The sequence below is a fragment of the Pararobbsia alpina genome, assembly GCF_965118125.1.
GTDB lineage: Bacteria > Pseudomonadota > Gammaproteobacteria > Burkholderiales > Burkholderiaceae > Pararobbsia > Pararobbsia alpina_A.
In genome coordinates this window covers 513,637-537,651 of the sequence record NZ_OZ221288.1, presented here as the reverse complement: position 1 = coordinate 537,651, position 24,015 = coordinate 513,637, and the positions used below count along the sequence as shown (strand labels likewise).

Annotated in this window: 8 protein-coding genes; 6 read left to right on the top strand and 2 right to left on the bottom strand. The window is 60.6% G+C overall.

The features are described from left to right. Window positions 1-2 precede the first annotated feature (2 nt). The 6 genes from gspI to ACMFWR_RS20760 all read left to right on the top strand — a co-directional run bounded on the left by gspI (window position 3) and on the right by ACMFWR_RS20760 (window position 20,694). Complete coding sequence (gene gspI, locus ACMFWR_RS20785) at window positions 3-383, top strand: type II secretion system minor pseudopilin GspI (protein WP_413196581.1); 381 nt, start codon at window positions 3-5, stop codon at window positions 381-383. Further along, window positions 370-1,020: a type II secretion system protein J gene (locus ACMFWR_RS20780; protein WP_413196580.1), complete on the top strand. Its 651-nt coding sequence runs from the start codon at window positions 370-372 to the stop codon at window positions 1,018-1,020. Before gspI ends, ACMFWR_RS20780 begins: the two co-directional genes overlap by 14 nt. A gap of 255 nt (window positions 1,021-1,275) precedes the next feature. Then, window positions 1,276-3,588, top strand: coding sequence for a tetratricopeptide repeat protein (locus ACMFWR_RS20775; RefSeq protein ID WP_413196579.1), 2,313 nt, complete (start codon window positions 1,276-1,278; stop codon window positions 3,586-3,588). Continuing rightward, window positions 3,585-5,813, top strand: coding sequence for a tetratricopeptide repeat protein (locus tag ACMFWR_RS20770; protein WP_413196578.1), 2,229 nt, complete (start codon window positions 3,585-3,587; stop codon window positions 5,811-5,813). Before ACMFWR_RS20775 ends, ACMFWR_RS20770 begins: the two co-directional genes overlap by 4 nt. 12 nt (window positions 5,814-5,825) lie before the next feature. After that, window positions 5,826-8,069, top strand: coding sequence for a tetratricopeptide repeat protein (locus ACMFWR_RS20765; RefSeq protein WP_413196577.1), 2,244 nt, complete (start codon window positions 5,826-5,828; stop codon window positions 8,067-8,069). Window positions 8,070-8,313: 244 nt separating this feature from the next. After that, complete coding sequence (locus ACMFWR_RS20760; protein ID WP_413196576.1) at window positions 8,314-20,694, top strand: filamentous haemagglutinin family protein; 12,381 nt, start codon at window positions 8,314-8,316, stop codon at window positions 20,692-20,694. Window positions 20,695-21,000: 306 nt separating this feature from the next. Here the strand turns inward: ACMFWR_RS20760 and ACMFWR_RS20755 are convergent, their stop codons facing one another. Both ACMFWR_RS20755 and ACMFWR_RS20750 read right to left on the bottom strand, forming a co-directional pair. Further along, window positions 21,001-22,287, bottom strand: coding sequence for a substrate-binding domain-containing protein (locus ACMFWR_RS20755; protein WP_413196575.1), 1,287 nt, complete (start codon window positions 22,285-22,287; stop codon window positions 21,001-21,003). A 230-nt stretch (window positions 22,288-22,517) separates the two neighbouring features. Next, a complete protein-coding gene (locus ACMFWR_RS20750; RefSeq protein ID WP_413196574.1) occupies window positions 22,518-23,801 on the bottom strand; it encodes a substrate-binding domain-containing protein in 1,284 nt (427 codons plus the stop codon). Between the last annotated feature and the right edge of the window lie 214 nt (window positions 23,802-24,015).

Below are 24,015 nucleotides of genomic sequence, written 5' to 3'. Positions count from 1 at the left end.
CGATGCATTCGCCCGCCGACGAATGGGGTTTCACACTGATCGAAGTGCTGATTGCGCTTGCCGTCGTCGCGATTTCGCTCGGTGCCGTTCTACACGCGATCGGTGCAATGGCGGTCCATACCGAACTCGCAAGGTCACGCCTGCTTGCGCTATGGAGCGCAGATAGCGCGCTCAGCGACATCCGTATTGCGGGCGCGTGGCCAGACCCTGGGCTTACCACGTTCGACTGTGCTCAAGGACCTTATCGGTTCGTATGCCGGCAGCGTGTGACCAGCATGTCCAATCCCATGCTTCGACAGGTCGCAGTCACCGTGTACGCGTCGCCCAAGAGCGCGGAAGTTCTCGCCGAGACCGTGACGGTCATTCAAAATGAAGCGCGTTAGGACACGCTCGAGCGCGGCAGGCTTTACGCTCATCGAGATGCTCGTTGCCATTGCGTTGTTGGCTGTGATCGCGGTGATGGCGTGGCGCGGGCTCGATGCCACGATACGTGGGCGCGATACGGTCGTCAGTCAACTGACTCAGACGCGGATGCTTGGGCGATATTTCTCGCAACTGCAGTTCGACATGCTCAATCTTGCCGCGCCCGAAGAAATGTTCGGTCCGCCGTTGCGCATTCAGTCCAACGAACTCGTGCTCGTCCGGCATATCGGCGTAGGCGATGGCGCCACGCGCTTGCAAGTCGTACGGTATTTCCTCAAAGGCCACCAGCTGCTCCGAAGTGCGTCACAGCCGCTCGACACGATCGACGCGGTCAGTGGCGCGTTGAAAAGCATGGATCGCTTTGCAAGCGTCATCGCAAGCAACGACGTACGAGGCATGCGCCTGTCGGTGTGGATTGCCGCGCAGGGGTGGACATCTGACCAGAGCGTCGTAATCGCTTCGTACTCGAAGTATCTGGCACAACGTGGCATCACCACGGCGTCCGCGGTCGGTATGCCATTGCCGCGAGGTGTGCGTTTCTCGATCCAGACTGACCGCGGCGGCGAATACATGCGCACGATTCCGCTAGCGGAATAGGTGTCCGTCGTGTCTCGCCGCATTGTGTGTACAAACGGTCATACGCTTTTTATCGCTCGTTCGATACGCTGCTGAATCACCGCAAGGTCACTCGCGCGCGATCAGGTTCGCCGCGCGCCTTCACCTCACGCAATTCGATATCGGGAGCGACGCAATGGACTTCGAGAGCCGTATGAACACCGCGCTCAGGGGCGGGCGCAGGGGGCGGCATATCGTGCGCGCTCTGCACCTCGCAGGCCGGCCGGAGGCCTGCATATGAATCTCGTCGAAAATCCATCGGGACAGGTCGCAGCAGGTGGCGCGAAACATGATGCGTCCAACGACGCGTTCCATGAATCGGAACATGTCGCAAGCGAAGCGGTTCCGGGCATACAGGATGTCGACGCGACATTCGCATCGGCTGCCGCCCTGCATGCCCAGGGGCAGCTTTCCGAAGCCGCCGAACTCTACAAAGCGGTTATCGCAGCCAGGGACGACCATGCCGAAGCGCTGCATATGTATGGCGTGTTGTGCTACCAGCGAGGCGAAATCGCGGAGGCGGAACAGCTGATCCGTCGCTCGACGCGCATCGATCCGCAGCCGCTCGCTCTGGCCAACCTCGGCTTGATTGTGGCGCAGGACGGCCGCCGCGACGAAGCGATCGAGCACTATGAGGCGGCGCTTCGTCTCGAACCCGGGCATTTGCACGCACTTGTCAGGCTTGGCATTGCGCTGATCGAACTCCGGCGGTATGAGAACGCCGTATCGGTGTTTGATCGCGCGCTCGCTGCGTCGCCGCTTTCCATTGATGCGTTGGCGAATCGCGGCGTAGCGCTCAGAGCGCTCGGACGTTTCGACGACGCACGCGAAATGTACGAGCGCGCGTTGACAGTGAATTCGCGCTCGTTCGAGTCGCATGCCAATCTGGGGAATGTGTTGCTCGACCTCGGGCGCCATGCCGATGCGCTGGTTGCCTACGACCGTGCATTGGCGCTTCAACCGAGTCTGCCGGAGGTTCTGGCTGCGCGCGGCCGCACGCTGATCGAGCTCGACCGCCCTCAGGAGGCGCTCGCGAGCTTCAATGAGGCGATCGCATCGAAGCCCGATTTTGTTGAAGCCATCTACAACAGCGCGGTCGCACTTGAACGACTCGGGAGACTGCAAGAGGCACTCCAGCGTTGCACGCGCGTGCTCGCGCTCGAGCCGTCGCATCCGCGCGTGCACAGCGCGCGCGGAAACGCCAACCTGCGCCTCGAACGATACGAAGACGCCCTGGCCGACTACGCCGTAGCACTGAAGGTCGAACCCAACTCGCCCGACGTGCTTTGCAACTGCGGATCGGCGCTTCGCAAGCTCGAACGCTTCGCCGAAGCCGTCGAACGATACGATGCCGCATTGGCGCTCCAGCCGACAATGCGCGAGGCCTGGTGCAACCGTGCGAACGTACAGCAGGACATGGACCGCCACGAGGACGCGATCGAGTCGTTCGACAAGGCACTCGCGATCGATCCACGCTACGTGCAGGCATGGCTCAATCGCGGTAACTCGCTGCTGCACCTTGGACGATACCGCGACGCATTTGCCTCGTATGACCACGCGCTCGAAGTTGCGCCTGACGCTCAGGACGTCAATTTTGCAAAGGCTTTTTTGCATCTCCATCAAGGGGAATTCGAGCAGGGCTGGGCCGGCTATGAGTGGCGCCTGCGCGACGAAAAGTCCCAGCGCGAAGCGCGCGACTTCGTTCAGCCTCGCTGGACCGGCAATGAATCGCTCGACGGAAAGACGATCCTGATCCACTCGGAACAGGGGTTCGGCGATACGCTCCAGTTCTGCCGGTATGTCGACAAGCTTCATGGTCTGGGCGCGCGCGTCGTATTCGAAGTGCAGGCCCCGCTGAAAACGCTTCTGTCGCTGCGTCGCGATCCGGCGACCGTGATCGCACGCGGTGAAGCGTTACCCGACTTCGATTTCCATTGTGAACTATTGAGTCTGCCTTTCGCGTTTCGTACCGACTGGCACAACATTCCCAATGTGACGCCGTACATCGAGGCAGACATCGAACGTGTGAACGCGTGGAATCATCGGCTCGGCCCCAAGACGCGCAAACGGATCGGCATCGCGTGGTCGGGCAATCCCCACCATGTCAACGACCGGCGACGTTCGATCGAGCTGAGTACGCTGCTGCCGATTTTCGACCGCAACGTGCAATGGGTCAGTCTTCAGAAGGCTGTGCGCGCGCGCGATTGGGCCACGCTCGAACAGACCCCCTTGCTGGACGTCGAAGCGCACCTGAACGATTTCGCCGACACGGCTGCGTTGATCGAATCACTCGATCTCGTGATTTCGGTGGACTCCGCCGTTGCCCACCTTGCTGGTGCGCTCAATCGCCCGGTCTGGCTGCTGCTCACGGATCCGGCCGAGTGGCGCTGGCTCGACGATCGAAGCGATAGCCCGTGGTATCCGACCGCACGGCTGTTCCGCCAGAGCGCGCCCGGTCAGTGGCAGGACGTCGTCAATGCCGTACGCGACGCCATCGACACCGAACTGCTGGCCCATTCAGAAGGCGTATCTACGCGGAGCGGCAATTGACTCAACAGACCGAACAGGCTCAAACATCACAGGCAGGCACCGACGCCTCAGCGCGTGCCGCTTACTCCGCGTCGGTCGAAACGTTGCTGCGCCGTGCGCGCGACGCGCATCAACGCGGGCTGCTCGACGAAGCCGAGACGGGCTATCGCGCGGTGCTCGACGTTGACGCCGGCAACGCCGATGCGCTGCATTGGAGCGGTGTGCTCCATTTTCAGCACGGACGCATGGAGCAGGCCGAAGCGCTCATCCGTCGTTCGATCGATATCGTGCCGACCCCGCTGGCATTGGCTAACCATGCGTCTGCGTTGCTCGAACTCGGCCGGCGCGACGAGGCCATGCAGCGCCTCGAATACGCGCTTGAGCTGAATCCGTCCCATGTGCGGGTTCGCTTCATGCATGCCGAGATGTTGGCCGAGGCAGGGCGCCATGACTCAGCCCTGGCGATTTACGACGGTTTGCTTCCGGATGCACCTGCGGTCGCCGAACTCTGGAGCCGACGTGCCGCTGCGCAGCTTGCGATCGGAGACGCTGCGGCGGCGCTCGAATCGTCGGAGAGAGCGTGGCGGCTCGAACCGACCCACCGGGCTGCCTTAGTGGTCCACGCCGACGCAGCGCGTGCGCTCCGGCAATACGATTTGGCGCTGACGAGCTACGCGCGTGCGTTGCACCTTGAGCCCAGCAACATCGATGTGCTCGTGGCGCGTGGCGTCACGTTGGCCGATGCAGGGCACTTCGAACAGGCACTTGCGACGTTCAATGAAGCGATCGCGGCGTCGCCCGACCACATCGGCGCATTGCACAACAGCGCGGTAACGCTCGAACGTATCAGTCGCTTTACCGACGCGGTAGCTCGCTCTGATCGCGTGCTGGCGATCGACGAAAAGCACGCCGGCGCGCTTGCCAATCGTGGCAATGCGCTGCTTCATCTGGGGCAAAAGGCCGCCGCGGTCGAGAATTTCGAGCGAGCCGTGCAACTCGCACCGGCATCACTCGAGACATTGACGAACTACGCGCGAGCGTTGCATTTGCACAAGCAATTCGCGAAAGCGATCGAGACATGCGACCAGGTGTTGTCGATCGACGCGGAGTACGGACCAGCCTGGCTGGCCAAGGGTCTCGTTCACCAGCACGAGCACCGATCCGACGAGGCACTCGCCAGTTTCGACCGTGCGCTGGCTATTCGCGCAGACGACCTTGCCGCGTCGTTTCAGCGGGGCAACGCGTTGCGCACGCTGAGGCGTCATGCCGAAGCCATCGAAGCGTTTGACCGGGTGATCGCGCAGGACCCGGACAGCATTCCTGCCCACTTCTCCAAGGCATTCGTCTATCTGGCGCTGGGTGACTACACTCGAGGCTGGCCCGAATACGAATGGCGCTGGAAAGAATCGCAGGTCGGTGATTCGAGGCGTCAGTTTCCGCAGCCCCTGTGGCTTGGCAAGGAATCGCTGGAAGGCAAGACGATTCTGCTGCATGCGGAGCAGGGCCTCGGCGACTCGATTCAATTCGTCCGCTACCTCGAGCATGTCAAGGCTCTGGGCGCAACCATCGTGCTTGAAGCGCCGAAGCCGCTCAGACGACTCTTCGAACGCATGCCGTACGTCGACGCGTACGTACTGCGAGGCGAGCCGCTGCCACCGTTCGACTACCACTGCCCGCTACTGAGTCTCGCGCTCGCATTCCGTACGGATGAGACATCGATCCCGGCTAACGTGCCTTATCTCACCGTTGATGCGCAAAAGCTCGATCACTGGCGCAACCGTCTGGGCACGGCCCAACGCACGCGAGTGGGCATCGTGTGGTCGGGCAATCCGCAGCATCTTGACGACCACAACCGAACCGTCCCGTTGGCTTCATGGCTGCCGATCCTCGACGATCGCATCGAATGGTTCAGCCTTCAGAAGGTGGTCCGCGACGAAGACCAGGCCGACCTCAAGGCTTCGGGAATCCGGCACTTCGGCGATGAACTCGAGGACTTCGACGACACCGCCGCGCTGGTTCACGAAATGGACTACGTGATCAGTGTCGATACTTCGGTCGCTCACCTTGCCGGAGCGGTGGGTCGTCCGCTCTGGATCCTGCTGCCCCATCTGCCGGATTGGCGGTGGCTGCTCGAGGGAGAGACCAGCGCGTGGTATCCGAGCGCACGATTGTTCCGCCAGCCCAAGCCGGGCGATTGGCAGTCGGTGTTCGACCGGCTCTCGAAGGACGTTGCAGCGCTCGCATAAAGGACCGAGATCATGCGCGCAAGTCAGCCGGAAACTCAAACCGGACTGTTCGGCGGACAGCCCGTTGTCAACACTGCCATCGCAAGCGCGCTCAAGGCTGCGCGCGTTCATCTCGAACGCGGAGAGGCCGTAGAAGCGCAGAAACTGTATCGAGGCGTGCTCGCTTTCGATCCGGGGCATGCCGAGGCGCTTCATTTTCTCGGCCTGGCCTGCGATCGCGCAGGCGATGTCGCGCAAGCCGAGCCACTGCTTGCGAAGTCACTCCAACGCGGGTTGCGCTACGCGTGGACGTACACGAACCATGCGACCGTCCTCGTCAAGCTCGGGCGGTACGACAAGGCGATCGGTGTGGTTGAGCAAGCGCTGTCGATCGACGCTCGCTATGCGCCGGCGCATGTCTGCAGGGGCAACGCACTGCTCGAACAAAAACAGCCTGCAGCGGCGCAAGCAGCCTACGAAAGCGCGCTTGCGCTTCACGTAGGGATTGCCGAGGCATGGCGCCAGCGCGGCAAGGCGCTCTTTGCCCTGAAGCGACCGGCGGACGCGGTGATCAGCTTCGATCGAGCACTAGTCATTGCGCCTCAGGATTTCGACAGCATCGTCGGGCGCGGCGACGCGTTGCGTGACCTGGGTCAGTATGAAAACGCGTTACGCGCGTATCAGCTTGCGCTCGTCATCCGGCCGCACGATCCCGCGCTGCTCTCCGCCGCGGGCACCATGTGGCTCCAGCTCGGCGAATACGCACAGGGTCTTGCCTGCTTCGAAGAAGTGCTTGCTGCGCAACCCGACAATCATCAGGCGCTGTACGCGAGCTGTGTCGCGCTGGATCACCTTCATCGATACGATCTGTTGCTCGAACGAAGCAACAAGCTGCTCGCAGCGGATGGCACACACGCGGTGTCGTGGCTCGCGCTCGGCAACGCATTGCAAGGGCTGCGGCGCTACGACGAAGCCGCCGATGCGTTCGAGCGGGCCGTCGCCTACGACGCAAACCTGCACATCGCACTCGCCAATCGTGGCATCGCTCTGCGGCTGGGCGACCGCTGCGAGGAAGCGCTTGAACGCTTCGATGAAGCGATTGCGCGGGGCGAGGCTCACCCCCAATTGTTGTGCAGTCGCGCACACGCGCTCCAACAGCTTGGCCGCTTCGACGAATCGCTGGAAAGCTACCTGGCGGCAGCAACACTTGCGCCGGTCGATGTGGCTGGCTGGTTCGGCCGCGGTCTCGCGCTCCAACAGCTTCAGCGTTACGAAGAAGCGATCGAATGCTACGAGCAGATTCGCAAACTGGGGTCCGCCGAGCGCAATACGCAGCAGGACGAAGCCTTCTGCCGCCTGATCATCGGCGATTTCGAAAACGGGTGGCCACAGTACGAATCACGTTGGCTCGATGCCGACGCCGCGCGACATCGGCGTCACATGCATCGTCCGCAATGGACGGGCAAAGAGCCGATCGGCGGCAAGACTGTGCTGCTGCATTCGGAACAAGGCTACGGCGATACCTTGCAATTTTGCCGGTATGCACGCGTGCTTGCGGCGCGTGGGGCTAGCGTCATCCTCGAGGTGCCTGCCGCGCTCAAACGTTTGCTTGGCACGCTTGATGGTGTGAAGCTCCTTGTGGCGGCCGGCGATCCCCTGCCGGAATTCGACTATCAATGCGCGTTGCTTAGCGTGCCATTGGCGCTGAAAACCACCATTGAAAGCGTCCCTTCCGGGGTACCGTACCTTCGTGCTGACTCCGCACGCGTCGAGAAATGGCGTGCGCGCATTGAGGCGAGCGCGCCGGCAAAGCGGCTGCGAGTCGGTGTCGCGTGGTCCGGCAATGCGACACACAACAACGACATCAATCGTTCGATTCCGCTCGCAACGCTTGCGCCTTTGTTCGAGAAAGACATCACGTTGGTGAGTCTTCATCAGGAGGTTCGCGAACGCGACCGGGCCGCGCTCTCCGCGAGCCCGCTTGTTCACTTCGGAAGTGATCTCCAGGACTATTCGGATACGGCGGGCCTCATCGAAGCACTCGACCTCGTCATCGCCGTCGACACCTCTGTGGTTCACCTTGCCGGGGCACTGAATCGACCAGTCTGGATATTGCTGCCGCGTGCACCGGATTGGCGATGGCTGACCGATCGCGACGACAGTCCGTGGTACCCAAGTGTGACGCTTTTCCGACAGACGCGTCCCGGCGATTGGGCCGGGGTAGTCGAACGACTCGCGCAGTCCCTAGACGAATTTGCGAGTCAAACGCGTCGATAACACACAACCGGCGGGGCGCTAAAGAGATGACATCAGTGATCCGAAATATGTACAAAGGTACGTACATTTTCCGGTAACGATTGTGCGTATCATCGGCAACACAGATGCCATTGCGCACACGTAATCTCCCCGCGATTGTTAGCGACCTCGACGTCGTAACAGGGGAGACCGTGTCCCGAAACGGCGCTTGTGGGCAGGCGTGTTTGGATTCGGTCGAGACTTCTTTATGTCCGGATAATCGACGATGACAGCACGGATGCGCGCAGACAAACGGGGCCGCCGCTCGCAGGAGACGCAAGACCTTTTCAGCTCGACGCTGAACCCGGTGTATCGGGCCGTTGCCATTCTGTTTGCAACAGGGGCGGTGACGAGCGCACACGCAGCACCGATCAATCTGTCGGGTGTGGCGGCGCAGGTGAGTGCGGCGCGTAATCAGGCTGTCGCGAACGGTCTTCCGGCGATTGGCGTGTCGCCGCAGCAGGCGCTACGCGCCAGCCAGTCGTCGATCCAGAACCTTGCGCACACGGTTCAGACGCTCGCCGCACAGATCGCAGCGCAGCAGAGTGCGGCGCAGGCTGCAGCGGCCACGGTCTCAAACGTGCCGAACGGGCTAGCGCCTGGCGGTCTGCAGGTTGCGCCCGGCGCGAGTGCCGATCCGAACAACCCCGTGTTGTGGATCAACGCCAACCTGCCGCAACAAACGACCAACGCCGATGGCTCCATCACGGTCGACGTCAAGCAGAACGCGCAAAACGCGGTGCTGACGTGGCAGACGATGAATGTCGGCTCACGCACGACACTTAACTTCGATCAGTCGACGGGCACGCAAAGCAACGGCACGAACAATTGGGTCGTGCTGAATCGGATTCAGGATCCGTCAGGCGCGCCGAGTCAGATCTTCGGGCACATCACGGCTCAGGGGTCGGTTTATGTGATCAACCGCAACGGGATCCTGTTCGGCGCGGGATCACAGGTCAACGTGCATTCGCTGATCGCGTCGTCACTGGATTTGCTGAACAAAAACGACGATCCCATTCAGACGCCTGGCGACATTGCTTCGAGTAATCAGCAGTTTCTCTCGCTGGTGGGGGGCGCCGCGGGAGGATTGGCGCCGCTTGAGGCTGGCCAGAACACCGCGAATGGCGGCTCGACGCTGCCAAACGAAGTGCTCGGCCTCGGCAACATTGTGTACGTATCTTCGCCTTCCGAGTATGCGACCCCTGGAAGCATCGTCGTGTCGCCGGGGGCGACGATCAACACCCACAGCAACGGCACCGCAAGCGATGGGGGCGTTGTTTTACTCGCAGCCCCGACGTTGACCAATGCGGGCGCCATTACTGCCGATGACGGTCAGATCGTTCTCGCTGCCGGCGTTGGCGTGGGCTTTATCGCAACTTCGGACCCCGCGATACTGAAGCCTATTGTGACGGGCGCAGTCAAGGTGGGCACTGCGCAGGAATCCGCGAATGCCTTAGTAGATATCACCCCGGTCGGCACGCTTACCAATACAGGGATCGTTCAGTCCTCGCGCGGCAACATCAACCTGCTGGGCACGATGGTCAATCAGAATGGTGCTGTGGCTGTGACGACGAGCGTCAACGTTCCCGGCGCGATTCAGATTGCGGCGGGTGACGAATATGTTGCCAATACGCCTACGGGAGGTGCGTACACGAATGGCGTCGTGCCGGGTACTAATTCCAATCCCGAGCGTGCGGGCGCCGTGATTCTCGGCAACGGGTCAGTCGTCGCAGCGCTGCCGGACAAGGACGGGCAGACGGCGACCTCCACGCCCGGCGTCACATTTACGCCTGGTTCCATCGACATTGGCGGCGGATCGGTCTGGCTCCAGGGGGGAGCGCTCATCGAGGCACCGGGCTCCACAGTGAAGATCGCTGCCCTCACGCAGGGTAGTACGGGCACCAACTACGTGCGCGTGCCTGGAGATACCAGTGTTGCGGGACGCGTCTACGTAGACGCGGGCGCGTCAATCGACGTATCCGGCCTCGCGAACGTCGAACTTCCTGTGTCGGACACGCTGTTGACCGTGCCGCTCGTTGGCCTGAACGAACTCGCCAACTCGCCGCTGTTGCGTGGCGGTGTGTTGTTCGACATGAAGAACGTCATCGTCGACAGTACGCTGTCGGGGACCAATCCCGATGGCCTTCAGTGGGTTGGCAGTCCGATTCTGAATCTTTCCGGTGCAGTGGCCCTGATGCCCCGTACGATTGATCAGTTGCTGATCAACGGCGGCACCGTCGAGCTGGCGGGCGACCAAGTGATCACGGCCGCCGGGTCGTCGCTTTATCTCAACGGCGGCTACGTTCACTACCTCGGTGGCACCGTCAATACCACACGCCTCATCGATGCGAGCGGTGCAGTCGTGCCGATCGGTGACGCCAATCCCTACGACACATTCGTGGGCGTTGCAGGACAGTTCATCGAAAGCCATCCGCGCTGGAACGTGACCAAGACCTGGTACAACCCGCTTCTGGCCGGGAATACCTACGAGGACGATTTCATTGTCGGTGGCAATGCGGGAACCCTCAGCGTGTTTGCGGTCAGCGCGATGGTGCTTGACGGCAACGTCAGCGCGCAGGCTTTTGGCGGGACAAAGCAGACGCAGGGTAATGCGCTCCCGTCTGGTGGGACGTTCAACCTCGGGACCGATTTCGCGTCGGCCTACCTGGCGGGTTCGTTCCCTAATGTGACCGGCGATTTCCGGACCATCCTGCTTCAGGGAAGTGCGCCCGACCTCAATTCAATCTCACCGGGTTTTTCAGCGACAACGCAGTTCGATCCTACGGCTCTGGGTGCCTTGTCGAGCACCGACCCGAATAACGTGCTGGCGACCACGGTCGTCCCGGTCAACACGCTGACCAACGGTGGATTTTCAAACGTCAACATTCAGAGCGACAAGAATAAAGGCAACTCGATCATCGTGACCGCAGGCTCCGAACTTTCCGTCCAGGCGGGTGGTTCGATCGTGCTGAATGCACCTAACGCTGCCGTCACGATCGATGGGGCGCTCATCGCGCCCTCCGGGTCCATTTCGATCAGCGCCGGCAAAGACATCACAGTTGGCTCCGGTGGCACGTTGAGTGCGGCGGGCCAATGGATCAATAACGACACGACGGTTGCCTCGGGCACCACGCAGGGCGGCAGCGAGTACATCAATGGCGGAAGCGTGTCGCTGACTACGGGGTCGACATTTCAGGGGTCGATCCTGCTTGAACCCGGCAGCGTCATCGACGTGTCGAGTGGCGGCGAGATGCTTGCGAACGGCCAGTTGCTCATGCAGAACGGGATCCCAGAAGGAAAGGGCGGCAGTGTGTCGCTCGTGACCTACAACGATGCGTACACTGCTGACGGCACGGTTCTGCCTTCCACGATGCCGACGCAGGGCCATATCCTGCTGGACGGCTCCATCGATAGCTTCGGCTTTTCCGGCGGCGGCACGCTGACGCTCCAGGCGCTGGGCATCCAGATTGGCGGCGATGCGTCAACGGCACCGTCGTGGAGTGTGGTGCTTCCTGCTGACTTCTTTGCGCGGCAAGGCTTCGGCAACTACGTGCTCAACGCGCTCTACGACGCTACGGTCGAACCTGGAACGATCGTGGCGTTGACGCAGCAGAACCTCATTCCCGATACTTCAGCGCTGCGGCAGACCGTCACAGGCTCTGACATCCATGCCGGATCGTTGACGAACCTTGGGACAATCGATGCCTATGATCGCCAACCGACCAGTCTGCTATTGAGCGCGGGCACGTACTTGACGTGGAAGACGCAGTCCAATACGACGGCCAACTATTCGCCCGCTGTCACCGGTGCGGTGACGCTCGGAGACGGAGCGGCGATCGTCGGCGATGCGGGAGCAAGCATCACGCTCGCAAGTCCTGCGCAAGTCACTGTCCTCGGATCGCTGATCGCGCCAGGCGGTTCCATCACGCTGAGCGCCGACTCGGGCGCCAGCGCCATCGCGCAGCCTTCGGGGCAACCTCCGACTGGACAAACCGCGGTTACAAGTGACACAAAGTCAGTATGGCTGGGTCAAAACGCCGTGCTGGATGTGTCAGGCGTCGCGTTGACAAATCCAATACCGGCGGCAGTCAGAATTGGTACGCAGCGGGCTGTCCCGGATGAAGGTAAGGTGCTCGCGGGCGGTAGCGTGACGATTTCCGACGACTCGGGCTTTATCGTCGCTCAGGCCGGTTCGCGCATCGATGTGTCCGGAACATCGGCGGTGTTTGACGAACCCGCATCGGTAGGGGGCTACGCGCCTCAGCAAGTCTGGAGCGATGCGGGATCCATCACCATCAACGCCTCAAGTGGCCTTGCGCTGGACGCAACGCTGGTCGGACACGGCGGGGCGCCCCAGGCTAACGGCGGCACGCTCTCGCTGATCGGCGTCAATCAGGGGGGCAGCGCGTACTCGATCACATCGAAAGCGACCACCGCTTTACCCGGTGCGAAGGCGTTCATTCTTCAACAGTCGGGTGATCTGGCGACGGGCGATGTGCTTGGGCAGTCCCTCGGCACGCCGACGGGGGTACTGCAATTTTCGGTCGATCGTCTCGAAGGTTCAGACATCGGCTCACTGAAAATCAGCAGCGTGCTGGGCAGCAATGCGCTCGCACCCATTGCCTTCGCCGGCAACGTCGAACTATCGCTGGCTAATTCCTTGATGCTCGACACGACGCGCATCGTTCAGCTTCCAGCAGGCGCCACGTCGCTGCCCGCAAACGCGAATGGCTCAGCGTCAATCGGCGCTCCGGTCGTGTCACTGAGCGCACCGTACGTCGAAATCGGCCCAGTGTCCGCGTTCTCCGCATGGACTCCGATCCGCCCGGTGAGCGCGGCTGGCGATGGGACGCTGAATATCAACGCATCGTTTGTCGACATCCTGAACCAGACCGAGCTGGATCAGGTCGGTCAATTCAACGTGACGAGCGCGACCGATATCCGGTTGAGTTCGACGCTGCCCAATCCCAATGGCTCGAATGCGTTGTTACCCGGCGAGCTGTTCACGTCGGGCAACGTGACTTTCGCGGCCCGCGATGTCTATCCGTCGACGGGCAGCGAATTCATCATCGATGCGGTGGGAGCGACCGACCCGACAACACAGACGGTTTTGCCGACCAACGTGACTTTCAAGTCGAATGGTGCATCCAGTGCGCCGCTATCGGCGGGTGGCACCTTGCTTATCGACGCGACGAACATCGATCAAGGCGGCACGGTACGCGCGCCGTCCGGCACCCTGATTCTCGGCGTCGGCGATCCGACCGATGCCAATACGCTCGCCCAGTTCAACAATCTGCCGATCGTCGCCACTCAAAATGTGACGATGGAAAATGGAAGTATCACGTCGGTGTCGAACGACGGTGCGATCATCCCCTTCGGCACAACGGTCGACGGCGTCGAGTGGCAATTCAACCCGGTCATCGGGGTGAGTTCGGCGCCGGACCTGACCGCGCCGCCCGCCAAATATGTCGGACTCAACGGCGCAAACGTCGCGCTCAGTGCCGGCGCGTCGATCGACCTGTCGGGCGGCGGAGACCTGCAAGCATCGGAATGGGTGCCCGGTACGGGCGGTACGCGCAATCTGCTGTCGCAGTACAACGTCAGCTACGCGTCGTCAGCAGCCGGCGTTGCGGTTCCCGTCAATGCCGGCGCGAGCAATGTCTACGCGATCCTGCCTGGCACGCAATCGCCGGTTGCTGCCTACGATCCAATATACGCGCAGAGCCTGCAGCCTTCGAAGAACAACGGCACCGTGTCGACGACCACCGTGGGCATCGGTGTGGGTGACGCGGCTCTGAACGGCGAAGTCGGCCAATCCGTGTATCTGTCCGGCGTGCCCGGGCTTGCTCCCGGTGTCTACACATTGTTGCCGGCTCAATATGCAACACTCCCCGGTGCATATCGCGTCACGCTTTCAACCGCTTCGGGAGGAGCGCCCACAGGTGCATCTCAAGTCCTGCCGGATGGCACGGTAGTCACGTCAGGTTACTTTGCCAATTCACTGACGGGATCGCGTTCCGCCACCCCGGTGCTATTCAACGTTCAATCATCGTCGGTGTGGCAACAGTATTCGCAATACACCTCGACGAGTGCCAACGCGTTTTTCTCGTCGCTCGCGATCACGAACGGCACGGTCACACCGATGCTGCCGCAAGACGCCGGGCAACTCGTGTTGTCGGCGAGCCAGACGCTCAAACTCGGCGCGAGGCTAGATGCAGCGCCTGCTCCGGGCGGTGGGCCCGCAGAAGTCGATATCGCATCGCGCGATATCCAGGTGGTCGGATCGGGCGAAGCTGCTTTGCCGGGGTATCTGCAAATCGATTCGAGTGATCTTGACGCGCTTGGGGCAGGCAGCTTGCTTATCGGCGGCACGCGTACGCTGACGTCGACAGGACTCGTGATCACGCCGGAGTCGAACAGCGTCGTCGTCTCGACTGATGCCTCGCATCCGCTGGCGGGACCCGAGGTCATCCTCGTGACGAAGACGGACAACACCGGCACTGATCCAAACGCGGCCAACGGCTTGCGCGTCGACGCCGGCAGCGTCATTGAGGCGCAAGGCAACTACCCGGCTGCGAAGGATGTGCCGATCACTATCGGTCAGGTCGCCAACGCATCGACCGGCGCGCCCGGCATATCGGGTGATGGCGCGTTGCTAAGCGTATCGAACGGTGCGCCCTCAGTCGTCACGCGATACGACACGACAGGCACGGGCTTGCTCAACGTCGGCGACGATGTGACTTTGTCGGGAGGATGGGCGCTGACGCTTGATTCGTCGGGCAATCTTGGCTTTAGCCCCACCGCGTCGCTATCGGGGCGCACGATTGCCGTCGACGGTTCTTCAATTACGTTCGTGAGCGACCCGGCGACTGCAGGCAACCTGACGGGTTTCGTTGTCGGACCGACGCAGATCGCGCAGCTTGGCGCAGCGCAGAATGTCATCTTGCGAAGCGCAGGGGCCATGAACTTCGATGGCAACCTCGATATCGCGTTCTCGCGCAATGTCGAACTGAGCGCGGGCACGTTCAATGGGAATGGCGGCAACGTCACAATTACAGGGCCGCAGATCGAGCTGACGAACGACGTCGGAGCCACGGCCGCAACGGCAATCGGTGGCGCAGGTTCGCTGACCGTTCAAGCGGGCGAACTCGACCTCGGTGGAGGCACTCGGTCAACGACCGGTTTTGGATCGGTCGCCTTTGAGGCAGCGAGCAGCATCGTTGCGCAGGGCAATGGCACGTTTGACATCGGCGCATCGAGCGTCGAATTCGCCGCACCCGTGATTCTCGCAGACGTTGGATCCAATCAGGCCGTCACGACGACGGGCGTGCTCAATCTCAACGGTGCTAGCGGTTCACCGTTGCAACGCACGGCGGTCGGCGGTGCCTGGACTTTCACGGGCGGGTCGGTGAACGTGAACGGGAATATTGCGGCGCCGGCCGGCAACGTCACCATTGAAGCGACTAGTGGCGATCTGACAGTAGGCAACGGCGCCCTGATCAGTACCGCCGCCACGCCGTTGCAGTTTTTCGATGTCACGCTCTACGGCCCAGCAGGGGCCATCTCGCTGACGGCCGACACGGGCAACATTGTTTTGGCTTCAGGATCTACGCTCGATTTCGCCGGTGCATCAGGCGGCGGCAATGCAGGGAGTCTGACCGTGTCCGCGCCGAAGCAATCGGTGTTGCTGGGCGGTACGCTCGAAGGCTCCGCCGCGGCGGGATATCTGGGCGGGTCGTTCTCTTTGTTGTCTGGCGGCGCGGTCAACCTTGACGAGCTAGCGACGGAGCTTGCTTCGAGCGGTATCAACAACAGCGTGTCGGTCCAATCGAACAGCGGCAACCTGGTGCTGTCAGCAGGCAATACGTTGACCGCCCATAGCGTGAGCCTCATTGCGGACGGCGGCACGCCCGGTGCCGACACCAGCAATGGCGCCGTGCAGATTCTGGGCACCATCAACGCGAGCGGCAACGCAGGCGGGGAAATCGATCTCTACGGCAAGACGCTGGTCGATGTAGAAGGCACGCTGCTGGCCGTGGGCGGAACGCCCGGCAAGAGTGCGTCTGGCGATTGGGCACCATCGAGCGACGTCATCACGCCAAACGAGCGTGGCGGTACGATCAACCTGGGGACGGCTGGCACGCCCGACACCGTCGGCGGAGTGATTCAGATCGATCCGACGTACGGCTACGAGTCCGTTTCGTCGGCGAACTCGGGAACGATCGTCGTCGGGGCGAATGCGTTGGTCGATGTGTCCGGCGGCTCACTCGGTGGCTTGTCCGGCGGCACGGTCAATTTCCGAGTGCCGCTTCTCGCGGGTGGAACCGCCGTCAACCTGGATCTGCCCGCCAGCTTCAATACGACGCAAGGAAAGGGCATTGTCGGCTCGAGATCGACACAGGTTGAAGCGTTTGCCGTCTGGAGCACGATCGACCCGAGCACCGGGGCGAAGCACTTCGACGGGATCGTCGACCCAGCAGGATGGTTTGTCGATGCGACGTCGGGCGGAGGAATGCCGGCGATGGTTGCGGGTACCTGGACCGATCAGACGGGAAGCGCACTACCTGCGCCCACGACACCTGATCAGCTCGCGGATTATCTTGCCAATGACATTTTTACGCCTGCAGCGTCCAGCGTGAATGCCGATCATCAGAGTTTTTACGGCTATCTAACCGGCAGCACGTCGACACCCGGCACGCTGATGGGCTTCGTCCAAAGCGGCCTGAACAATCTTGCGATTAACAATGCTGGAAGCGTACCCGGCCTTCAGGTTGCGCCGGGCATCGAACTCGACAATCCCGATTCGGCCATCAACAACGGGAACATCTCCGTCGTTACGAACTGGAATCTTGGCGCAGGAACCTCAGAGAATGCGCTCGCATTCCGGTTCGAAAACACGATTGCGCCGATCGTCACGTTCCGCGCCGAGAACGAGCTCGACGTGAAAGCGAGTTTGACGGACGGGTTCTTCCAGATTGCAAATCCGATCCCCGTTGTGTTGCCAGACTATGCTGCCGCCGAGGCAGCGTACAACACGAAATATTACGGCTATGCCGCGAGTCGCTATGGGATCAACGCAAGTAGTAGTTGGACATCCGGGCCGGCCCAACCTTCGCAGTTAGGCGGGACTACGGAGGAGCAGGATGCGTATTACGCGCTGTACCTGGCATACGCGAAGTTCTTGGGTTCAGCGGGTCCCGCTGAATGGTCCAAGTTCGAGGTCCGCCCCGTCGGCATGTTGGTAACCATTAACTCTATGGTGTTGGCCTACCAACGAGAAGGAGTGACGACCAGCGGACTTGTTCCTCCGTTAGCGCCATCGGCGGCGCAGGAGCAAGCCGATCCATCGGTCTATACGAACTACCTGAAACTATACGGCGCGTACGTGCAAAAGGTCGTTCACTTCTTCGTTACGAACTACTATCAGTACATCAACGCCGCGGCTCCTTTGGCGTTCCTGCCGCCGCCGGCTGTGCAATGGGATACGCCAACGTCTGGCGGAGGCGGAAGTGGCGGTACGGACAACACGCCTTCGCCATTGGCGACGCAGGCAAATCGATTGGCACTCGCCGCGGCGTCCGTCATGGGCGGAAATAGCGCATCGTTCCGACTTGTGGGCGGAGCCAATATCACGAGTTCAGATCCGTTGTCGGTTCAGCCCGCGTCAACGTTTTCCGGTCAGGAAAACGGAAGTGTTGTGCTCGACGGCCATACGTCATACGTGGATTCGTTGGGCAAGCAGATCCTCGTTCCGACGATGGTCCGTACCGGCGCCGGTTCGATCGAGATCGCATCGGCAAACGATCTCCTGCTGGTCGATCCAAACGCCTACGCCAATCCCCAACAATACGATCTCATTCCAGGCGCCATATATACGGTCGGAACGCCAGTGCCGGGCGCTCCCACAAGTGACACGGGATCGATTCTCCTCGGTGGGTCGGGACTTCCAGGGTATGTCAGCGGGCTGGTCGCCAACACGCAAGGCGGCGGAGACATCTCCATTCTCGTTCAGCATGACATTCAAGGGGGCGAACATGCCCTCGATCAGACGGGCGCAGTGACAGGTATCGTGCAAGGCGATCTCGCGCAATTCTGGTGGCAATGGCTCGAGTTAGCGAACCCGAGCAACGGCGTGAGAGTCACGCAGACGACGATTGACTTTGGCGCCTTCGATCAAGGCATCTTGAGCGTCGGCGGCAATGTGACTGTCAAGGCGGGAGGAAACATTTCAGATCTGGGTGTTTCACTGCCGACCACGTGGTATCAGGACGCGAACAATAACGTCATTACCGTTGGAGGCGGCAATTTGAACGTCGCTGCGGGGGGCGACATCGTGAGCGGCACGTACTTCGTGGCGAACGGCTCGGGCACGCTGACCGCAGGAGGTGCCGTGGTGCCCGATGGACTTGCATACGCCGAGACGACAGCCGGTGGCAACGTTTCGATCAACCAGACCCTCGGAACGCTACTTGCAACGCAATCCGGTTCGCTATCTGTCACCGCCAGACAGGGCGCGCAAATCGCCGGAGTGTTCGACCCCTCATACCTGAATGGAGGAAACCTCAAGAACGTGTACAACGTTCTTGGACCTGACGCACAAGGCTACTCCGCCTCATCCTCGGTTAGCGTGCTGACGACCACGGGCGATGTCAGCCTCGGTCAAATGAATGGCGCCGCGATGAACATGATTGGCGCAGATGGCACGCACGACTTCTCCTACGTGCTTCCAGCCAGTGTTAGCCTGAGCGCGCTCACGGGTGGTATCGACGTGGCATCGGGCGGGGCACTCTATCCGTCTGCCACAGGCAACCTGAACCTGATTGCCCAGCAAGCGATCAATATCTCTTCACAAGGCGCAGGCGCGTACGACGGCCTGACGATGCTCGATTTCGACGCGTCGCAAATGCCGTCGCCGACTCAACAGAGCCTCCCCCTGAATCTGATTTCCGACAACGACGCGCTTAACCACACGCCCACTGCGCTGCACGCTGACGATCCCAACCCTGTTCGAATCTATAGCGTCGATGGCAGCATCATCGACGGCACCCAGATTCCTGCAGGCAGCGCAAATGCCGGCGCCTTCAATCAGTATGTGGGTATCAACGTCGGCAAGGTCGCGTTGATCGAGGCCGGTCAGGACATCGTCAATCTATCATTCCAAGGACAAAATCTTAACGACGACGATGTCACACGCATTGTCGCGGGACGCGACATTCTCGACACGCCATTTAAGATTTCCAATGCGGGAATTGTAGTCGTACCTTCGATTCTGCTTGGCGGACCAGGCACGTTGGACGTCGAAGCAGGGCGAAATATCGGCCCGCTGACCAACCCTGCGCAAGTGTACGCTGTGTATGGAGGAAGCAATTACCCGCATACGCAACTGGAAGGCATCCAGACGGTCGGCAATGCGTACAACCCCTACCTGCCGCACGAGAGTGCGGCGATTCAAGTGATGTTTGGCATTGCTCCAGGGGCCGATGATGCGGCGTTCATTGCCAACTACATCAATCCGGCTACTAGCTTGTCCGACGTACCCAGCAGCGCGCAGGCCCTTGTGCAGTTCGTTGAAGGCTACGAGGGAGAGCAGGCAGAGACGTCCGATGTGCAACAGGCTTTTGCCCAGTTTCAATCGCTGCCGTCATACGTTCAGCAACTGTTCATCAACCAGGTACTGTTCAATATCCTCACCCAGGTCGGCACCGACTTCCATGATCCGAATAGTCCATACCGCGGGCAATACGCACGCGGTTACGCGGCGATCAATACGTTGTTCCCCGCTTCGATGGGCTACACGGCGAACTCGCTTGATGGAGGCTCGAATGGTTCCGGTGCGACGGTGTCGACGGGCAATCTGGACATGCGTGGCACGACCATCCAGACGCAGCAGGGCGGAAACATATCGATCGTCGGCCCTGGAGGTCAGGCACTGATCGGTAGTTCTTCCGCACCGCCTGACGTCGTCGACACTAGTGGAAACGTGATTGCCGGACCGGGAACGGCAGGTGTACTCACGCTTGAGAAAGGCGACATCAACATCTTCACCGATCGCAGCCTGCTGCTTGCTCAAAGCCGAGTATTCACCGAGCAGGGCGGCAACATGACGATCTGGAGCTCGAACGGAGACATCGACGCGGGCAAGGGCGCAACGACCTCTGCCGATGTCCCTGGTCCAATCTACGTCTGCGACGTCAATCACTATTGCACGCTCGACGCGCGCGGCGAAGTCACCGGTGCGGGGATTGCCACGTTGCAAACGATCCCCGGCGCATTGCCAGGCAACGTGAACCTGATTGCGCCGCGCGGCACGGTGGACGCAGGCGCTGCTGGCATTCGCGTGTCCGGGAACCTGAACATCGCGGCACTTCAGGTCTCGAACGCCGCGAACATCCAGGTCAAGGGCACGGCGATTGGCGTGCCAGGCGGAGCTACGGTCAACGTCGCATCGTTGACGGCGGCGACTGCAGCTGCGTCAGTTGCCTCGATGGTCGCTAAGGACGTAGCCCAACGAGCAAGCGACCTAAGCGGCCGGCAATGGGTCGTGACAGTTGAGGTGACAGGCTTCGGCATCCGATGCCGGCCTAACGACAAAGACTGCAAGAAGTAGCGTCGGTTGGTGGCGGCGTCGATGGGTAGCGATTGAATGGTTCGCCGGGGCTAAGTTCTGATCAACGGGACATAGCCCCTTCTCTTTGCCGCTTCACTTTGGCCCGTTTTGTAGCCCCATTTCATCACTTCTACTTAGCCCGGTCGTAGTTCCCTTTCTGCGTTGTCAGACCTCAGGACCCGGTACGGAGTCAAGCACAGAGCCGGTTCAAATCGTGCACGCAAAAAAGGCCCCGCGCGCTTCAGCGGGGCTGCGCTCTCACATCAAGGACGGATTCGACGAACTCTTGACTGAGTGGTGCGTTGCTTAGCGACCCTTGATCTTCGAGCAGGCCGTAGCGTTACCGATGTCGAGGTTAAGGTTGTTCGCGTTCGATAGGAAGTCGGCCGTGATCGCGTTGACGTACGCGCTCGGAACGTCAAACCCGTTGCCAATGATCACCGACGTATTTGCATATCCATAGTGCGCCGTCAAGAAATCGACGATCGACTGTGCAGGACTCGGGTTGGCCGCGTCGGTGTTGGCATAGCACTGGCTTACGATGATCTGGCTAGTGCCCGAGATCGGATAACCGGCCGACGGATTGGCGACGTTCGGAACCCAGTTGGCCGGCTGGCTAGCAGCCGAACCCGTCGGGGGCGCGGCGTTGCCGAGCGCATACGTGGCAGCCGAGGACGTCGGGATTTCCATCGTATTGGAATTCGCGTTCAGCAAGCTCGCGACTGGAAGGTTATACAACGCGGCGGGCGCACTCGACGGGGCCAAAAAAGTATTCGTAAAGCTCGGACTTAAATAGGCAACCCCAGCTGTACCGGCACTGCTAAGTGAAACAAGTGCATTGGCCATCCCCGCGTCACCGTAGGCGGCGACGAAGTTGCTTGGCAACGTATGGTTGACCTCAGTGAATATACCTGCAAAATTTTGCTGCTCCACGAACGTAATGCGCGAATTCGTTGATGTGCACACCGCCGCGAGGTGACGCGTAAGCAGATCAGTTCCGCCACTGTTTGACTCATCGTAAACGACCGTGATGGGTGCGTTCAAGGTGTAAAGAGTCTGCGATATTGGATCGAAAACCTGGTTCCAATTGGTGATCATTCCCGAGAAAATGCCGCAGAGATCATTGTCATTCAGTGCCACGGATTTGGGTCCTGCATTTGGCAGCGCCAGGCCCGTACGACGCGGCCCACCCACGACCGCAATTGCAATGGGCGTTACGACGTAAGGGATTTGGATCAATGGACCGTCGACCTGACCGAGGGAAGACCCTAAATATTGATACAGCTGTATCGCAGACAGTGCCGCATCGCTATTTACGAAGTCGACCGGCATCGTATAAGTGGTTGTACCCGAGTTGAGGTACTGCGGCGTGTTGCTTAAAAAAGCGGACTCTCCCTGGCCAGCTCCAACCGGCGAATACGTAATAGCACCGTCGGCAATCGGAAACGCCGCTATTTCGGTCTGAATCAAAGGTGCGACGAGCGACGATCCGCCCGCAAGAAGTGACGGTGTTCCTGCGAACACGCTGGCGGCGCTGGCAGCCGAAAGGGCGATCATCACGACTTCACAGATAACGCGCTTACGATGTTTCATGGAATGAATTTAAAGGAAGTTTTGAGGGAGGGAGGCGAGCACATATCTATCGCCAATCAGACGGATTGCGCATTGAACAGCGGTGCAATTGGCGCCTAGTGTCTGGCCAACCGCCAAGCCAAACCTGACTCCGCGACCAGATGTCCCGAACGGGATGCGGCGTCTCAAAGGAAAAAGCGTCTCGCTGACTGCGCGAGACGCCTTCAAACTCAACGAACTAATTCTGCTGCTTAGCGGCCCGTAACCTTCGAGCAGACCGTCGAATCGCCGATGTCGAGGCCGAGGGTGCTCGTGTTCGACAGGAAGTCAGCCGTGATTGCGCTGACGTACGCGCCCGGAACGTCAAAGCCGTTGCCGTTGATCACCGACGTGTCTGCGTAGTGAGCCGTCAGGAAATCGACGATCGACTGTGCAGGCGTCGGGCTGGCTGCACCGGCGTTCGCATAGCACTGGCTCAGGATGATCTGGCTCGTACCCGAGACCGGATAGCCGGACGTCGGATTGCCAACGTTCGGAACCCAGTTGATAGGCTGGCTAGCAGCCGAACCCGTCGGAGCCGCGGCGCTGCCGAGCGCCGTGGTGGCGGCCGAGAACGTCGGGATTTCCATCGTGTTGGAATTCGCGTTCAGCAAGCTCGCGACGTTCAGGTTATTCGTCTTTGCTTGCGCGCTGGACGGTGCAAGGAACGTGTTCGTGTAGTCCGGGCTCAGGTAACCGATCGCTGCTGCAGTGCCGCCGGCCGAAGCGACGAGAACAGCCGCCACACCGCCGCTACCCGATGCGCTGACGAAGTTGGCGGGCACCGTCTTGCCGGCTGCCGTGAACAGCCCTGCCAGGTTTTGCGTTTCCGTGAACGTGATGTTCGAGGTCGTGCTCGAGCACACGGCGGCGAGATGGCGCGTCAAGAGATCCGTCGTACCGCTGTTGTCGCTACGATAGACGACCGTGATCGTTGCATTCTTTGCGTACGTAACCGACGAAACCGGGTTGAACACTTGGTTCCAGTTGGTCAGCTTGCCCGAGAAAATGCCGCACAGGTCGCTGTCATTCAGTGCAACCGTCTTCGTGGTACCACCGTTCGGGAGCGTGGGGCCTGAACCGTTCGGACCGTTCACCACCGGAATCGTGATCGGCGTCACGATGTACGGGATCTGGATCAGCGGGCCGCTCGTCGTGCCGAGCGTGCTGCTCTGATACGCCGAGATTTGCGTGGCCGACAGACCTGCATCGCTGTTTGCGAAGTCAACCGTGCCCGTGTACGTCACCGTGCCCGAATTGAGCGACGACGGCGAATTGCTCAGAAATGCCGTTTGGCCCAGACCCGAGCCAACCGACGAATACGTCACCGAACCATCAGCAGCCGGGAAAGCCGAGATTTCCGACTGGATCGTCGGTGCAACCAGCGACGAACCACCGCCGAGCAACGACGGCGTGCCAGCCATCGCCATCGTGGCGCCCATCGACGAAATGACGAGTGCTACCACCTGGCAAATCTTGCGCTTGCTGGATTTCATGAAGATTCCTTTTGAGGAAAAACGAAAGAAGGAAAGTCATTGAGTGTGCAGTCAGACGTACTTCAAAACTGCGCTTCAAAATATATAGATGCACGCCCCGGTCACGCGTGAACTGTCAATGAATTGGGCGAGGCGACATGGCGACAGAAAGTACGAACAACTCAGTATTCAAATTCGATCGATATTGAGCGAAGCAATAGTGTGAAACTGAAAC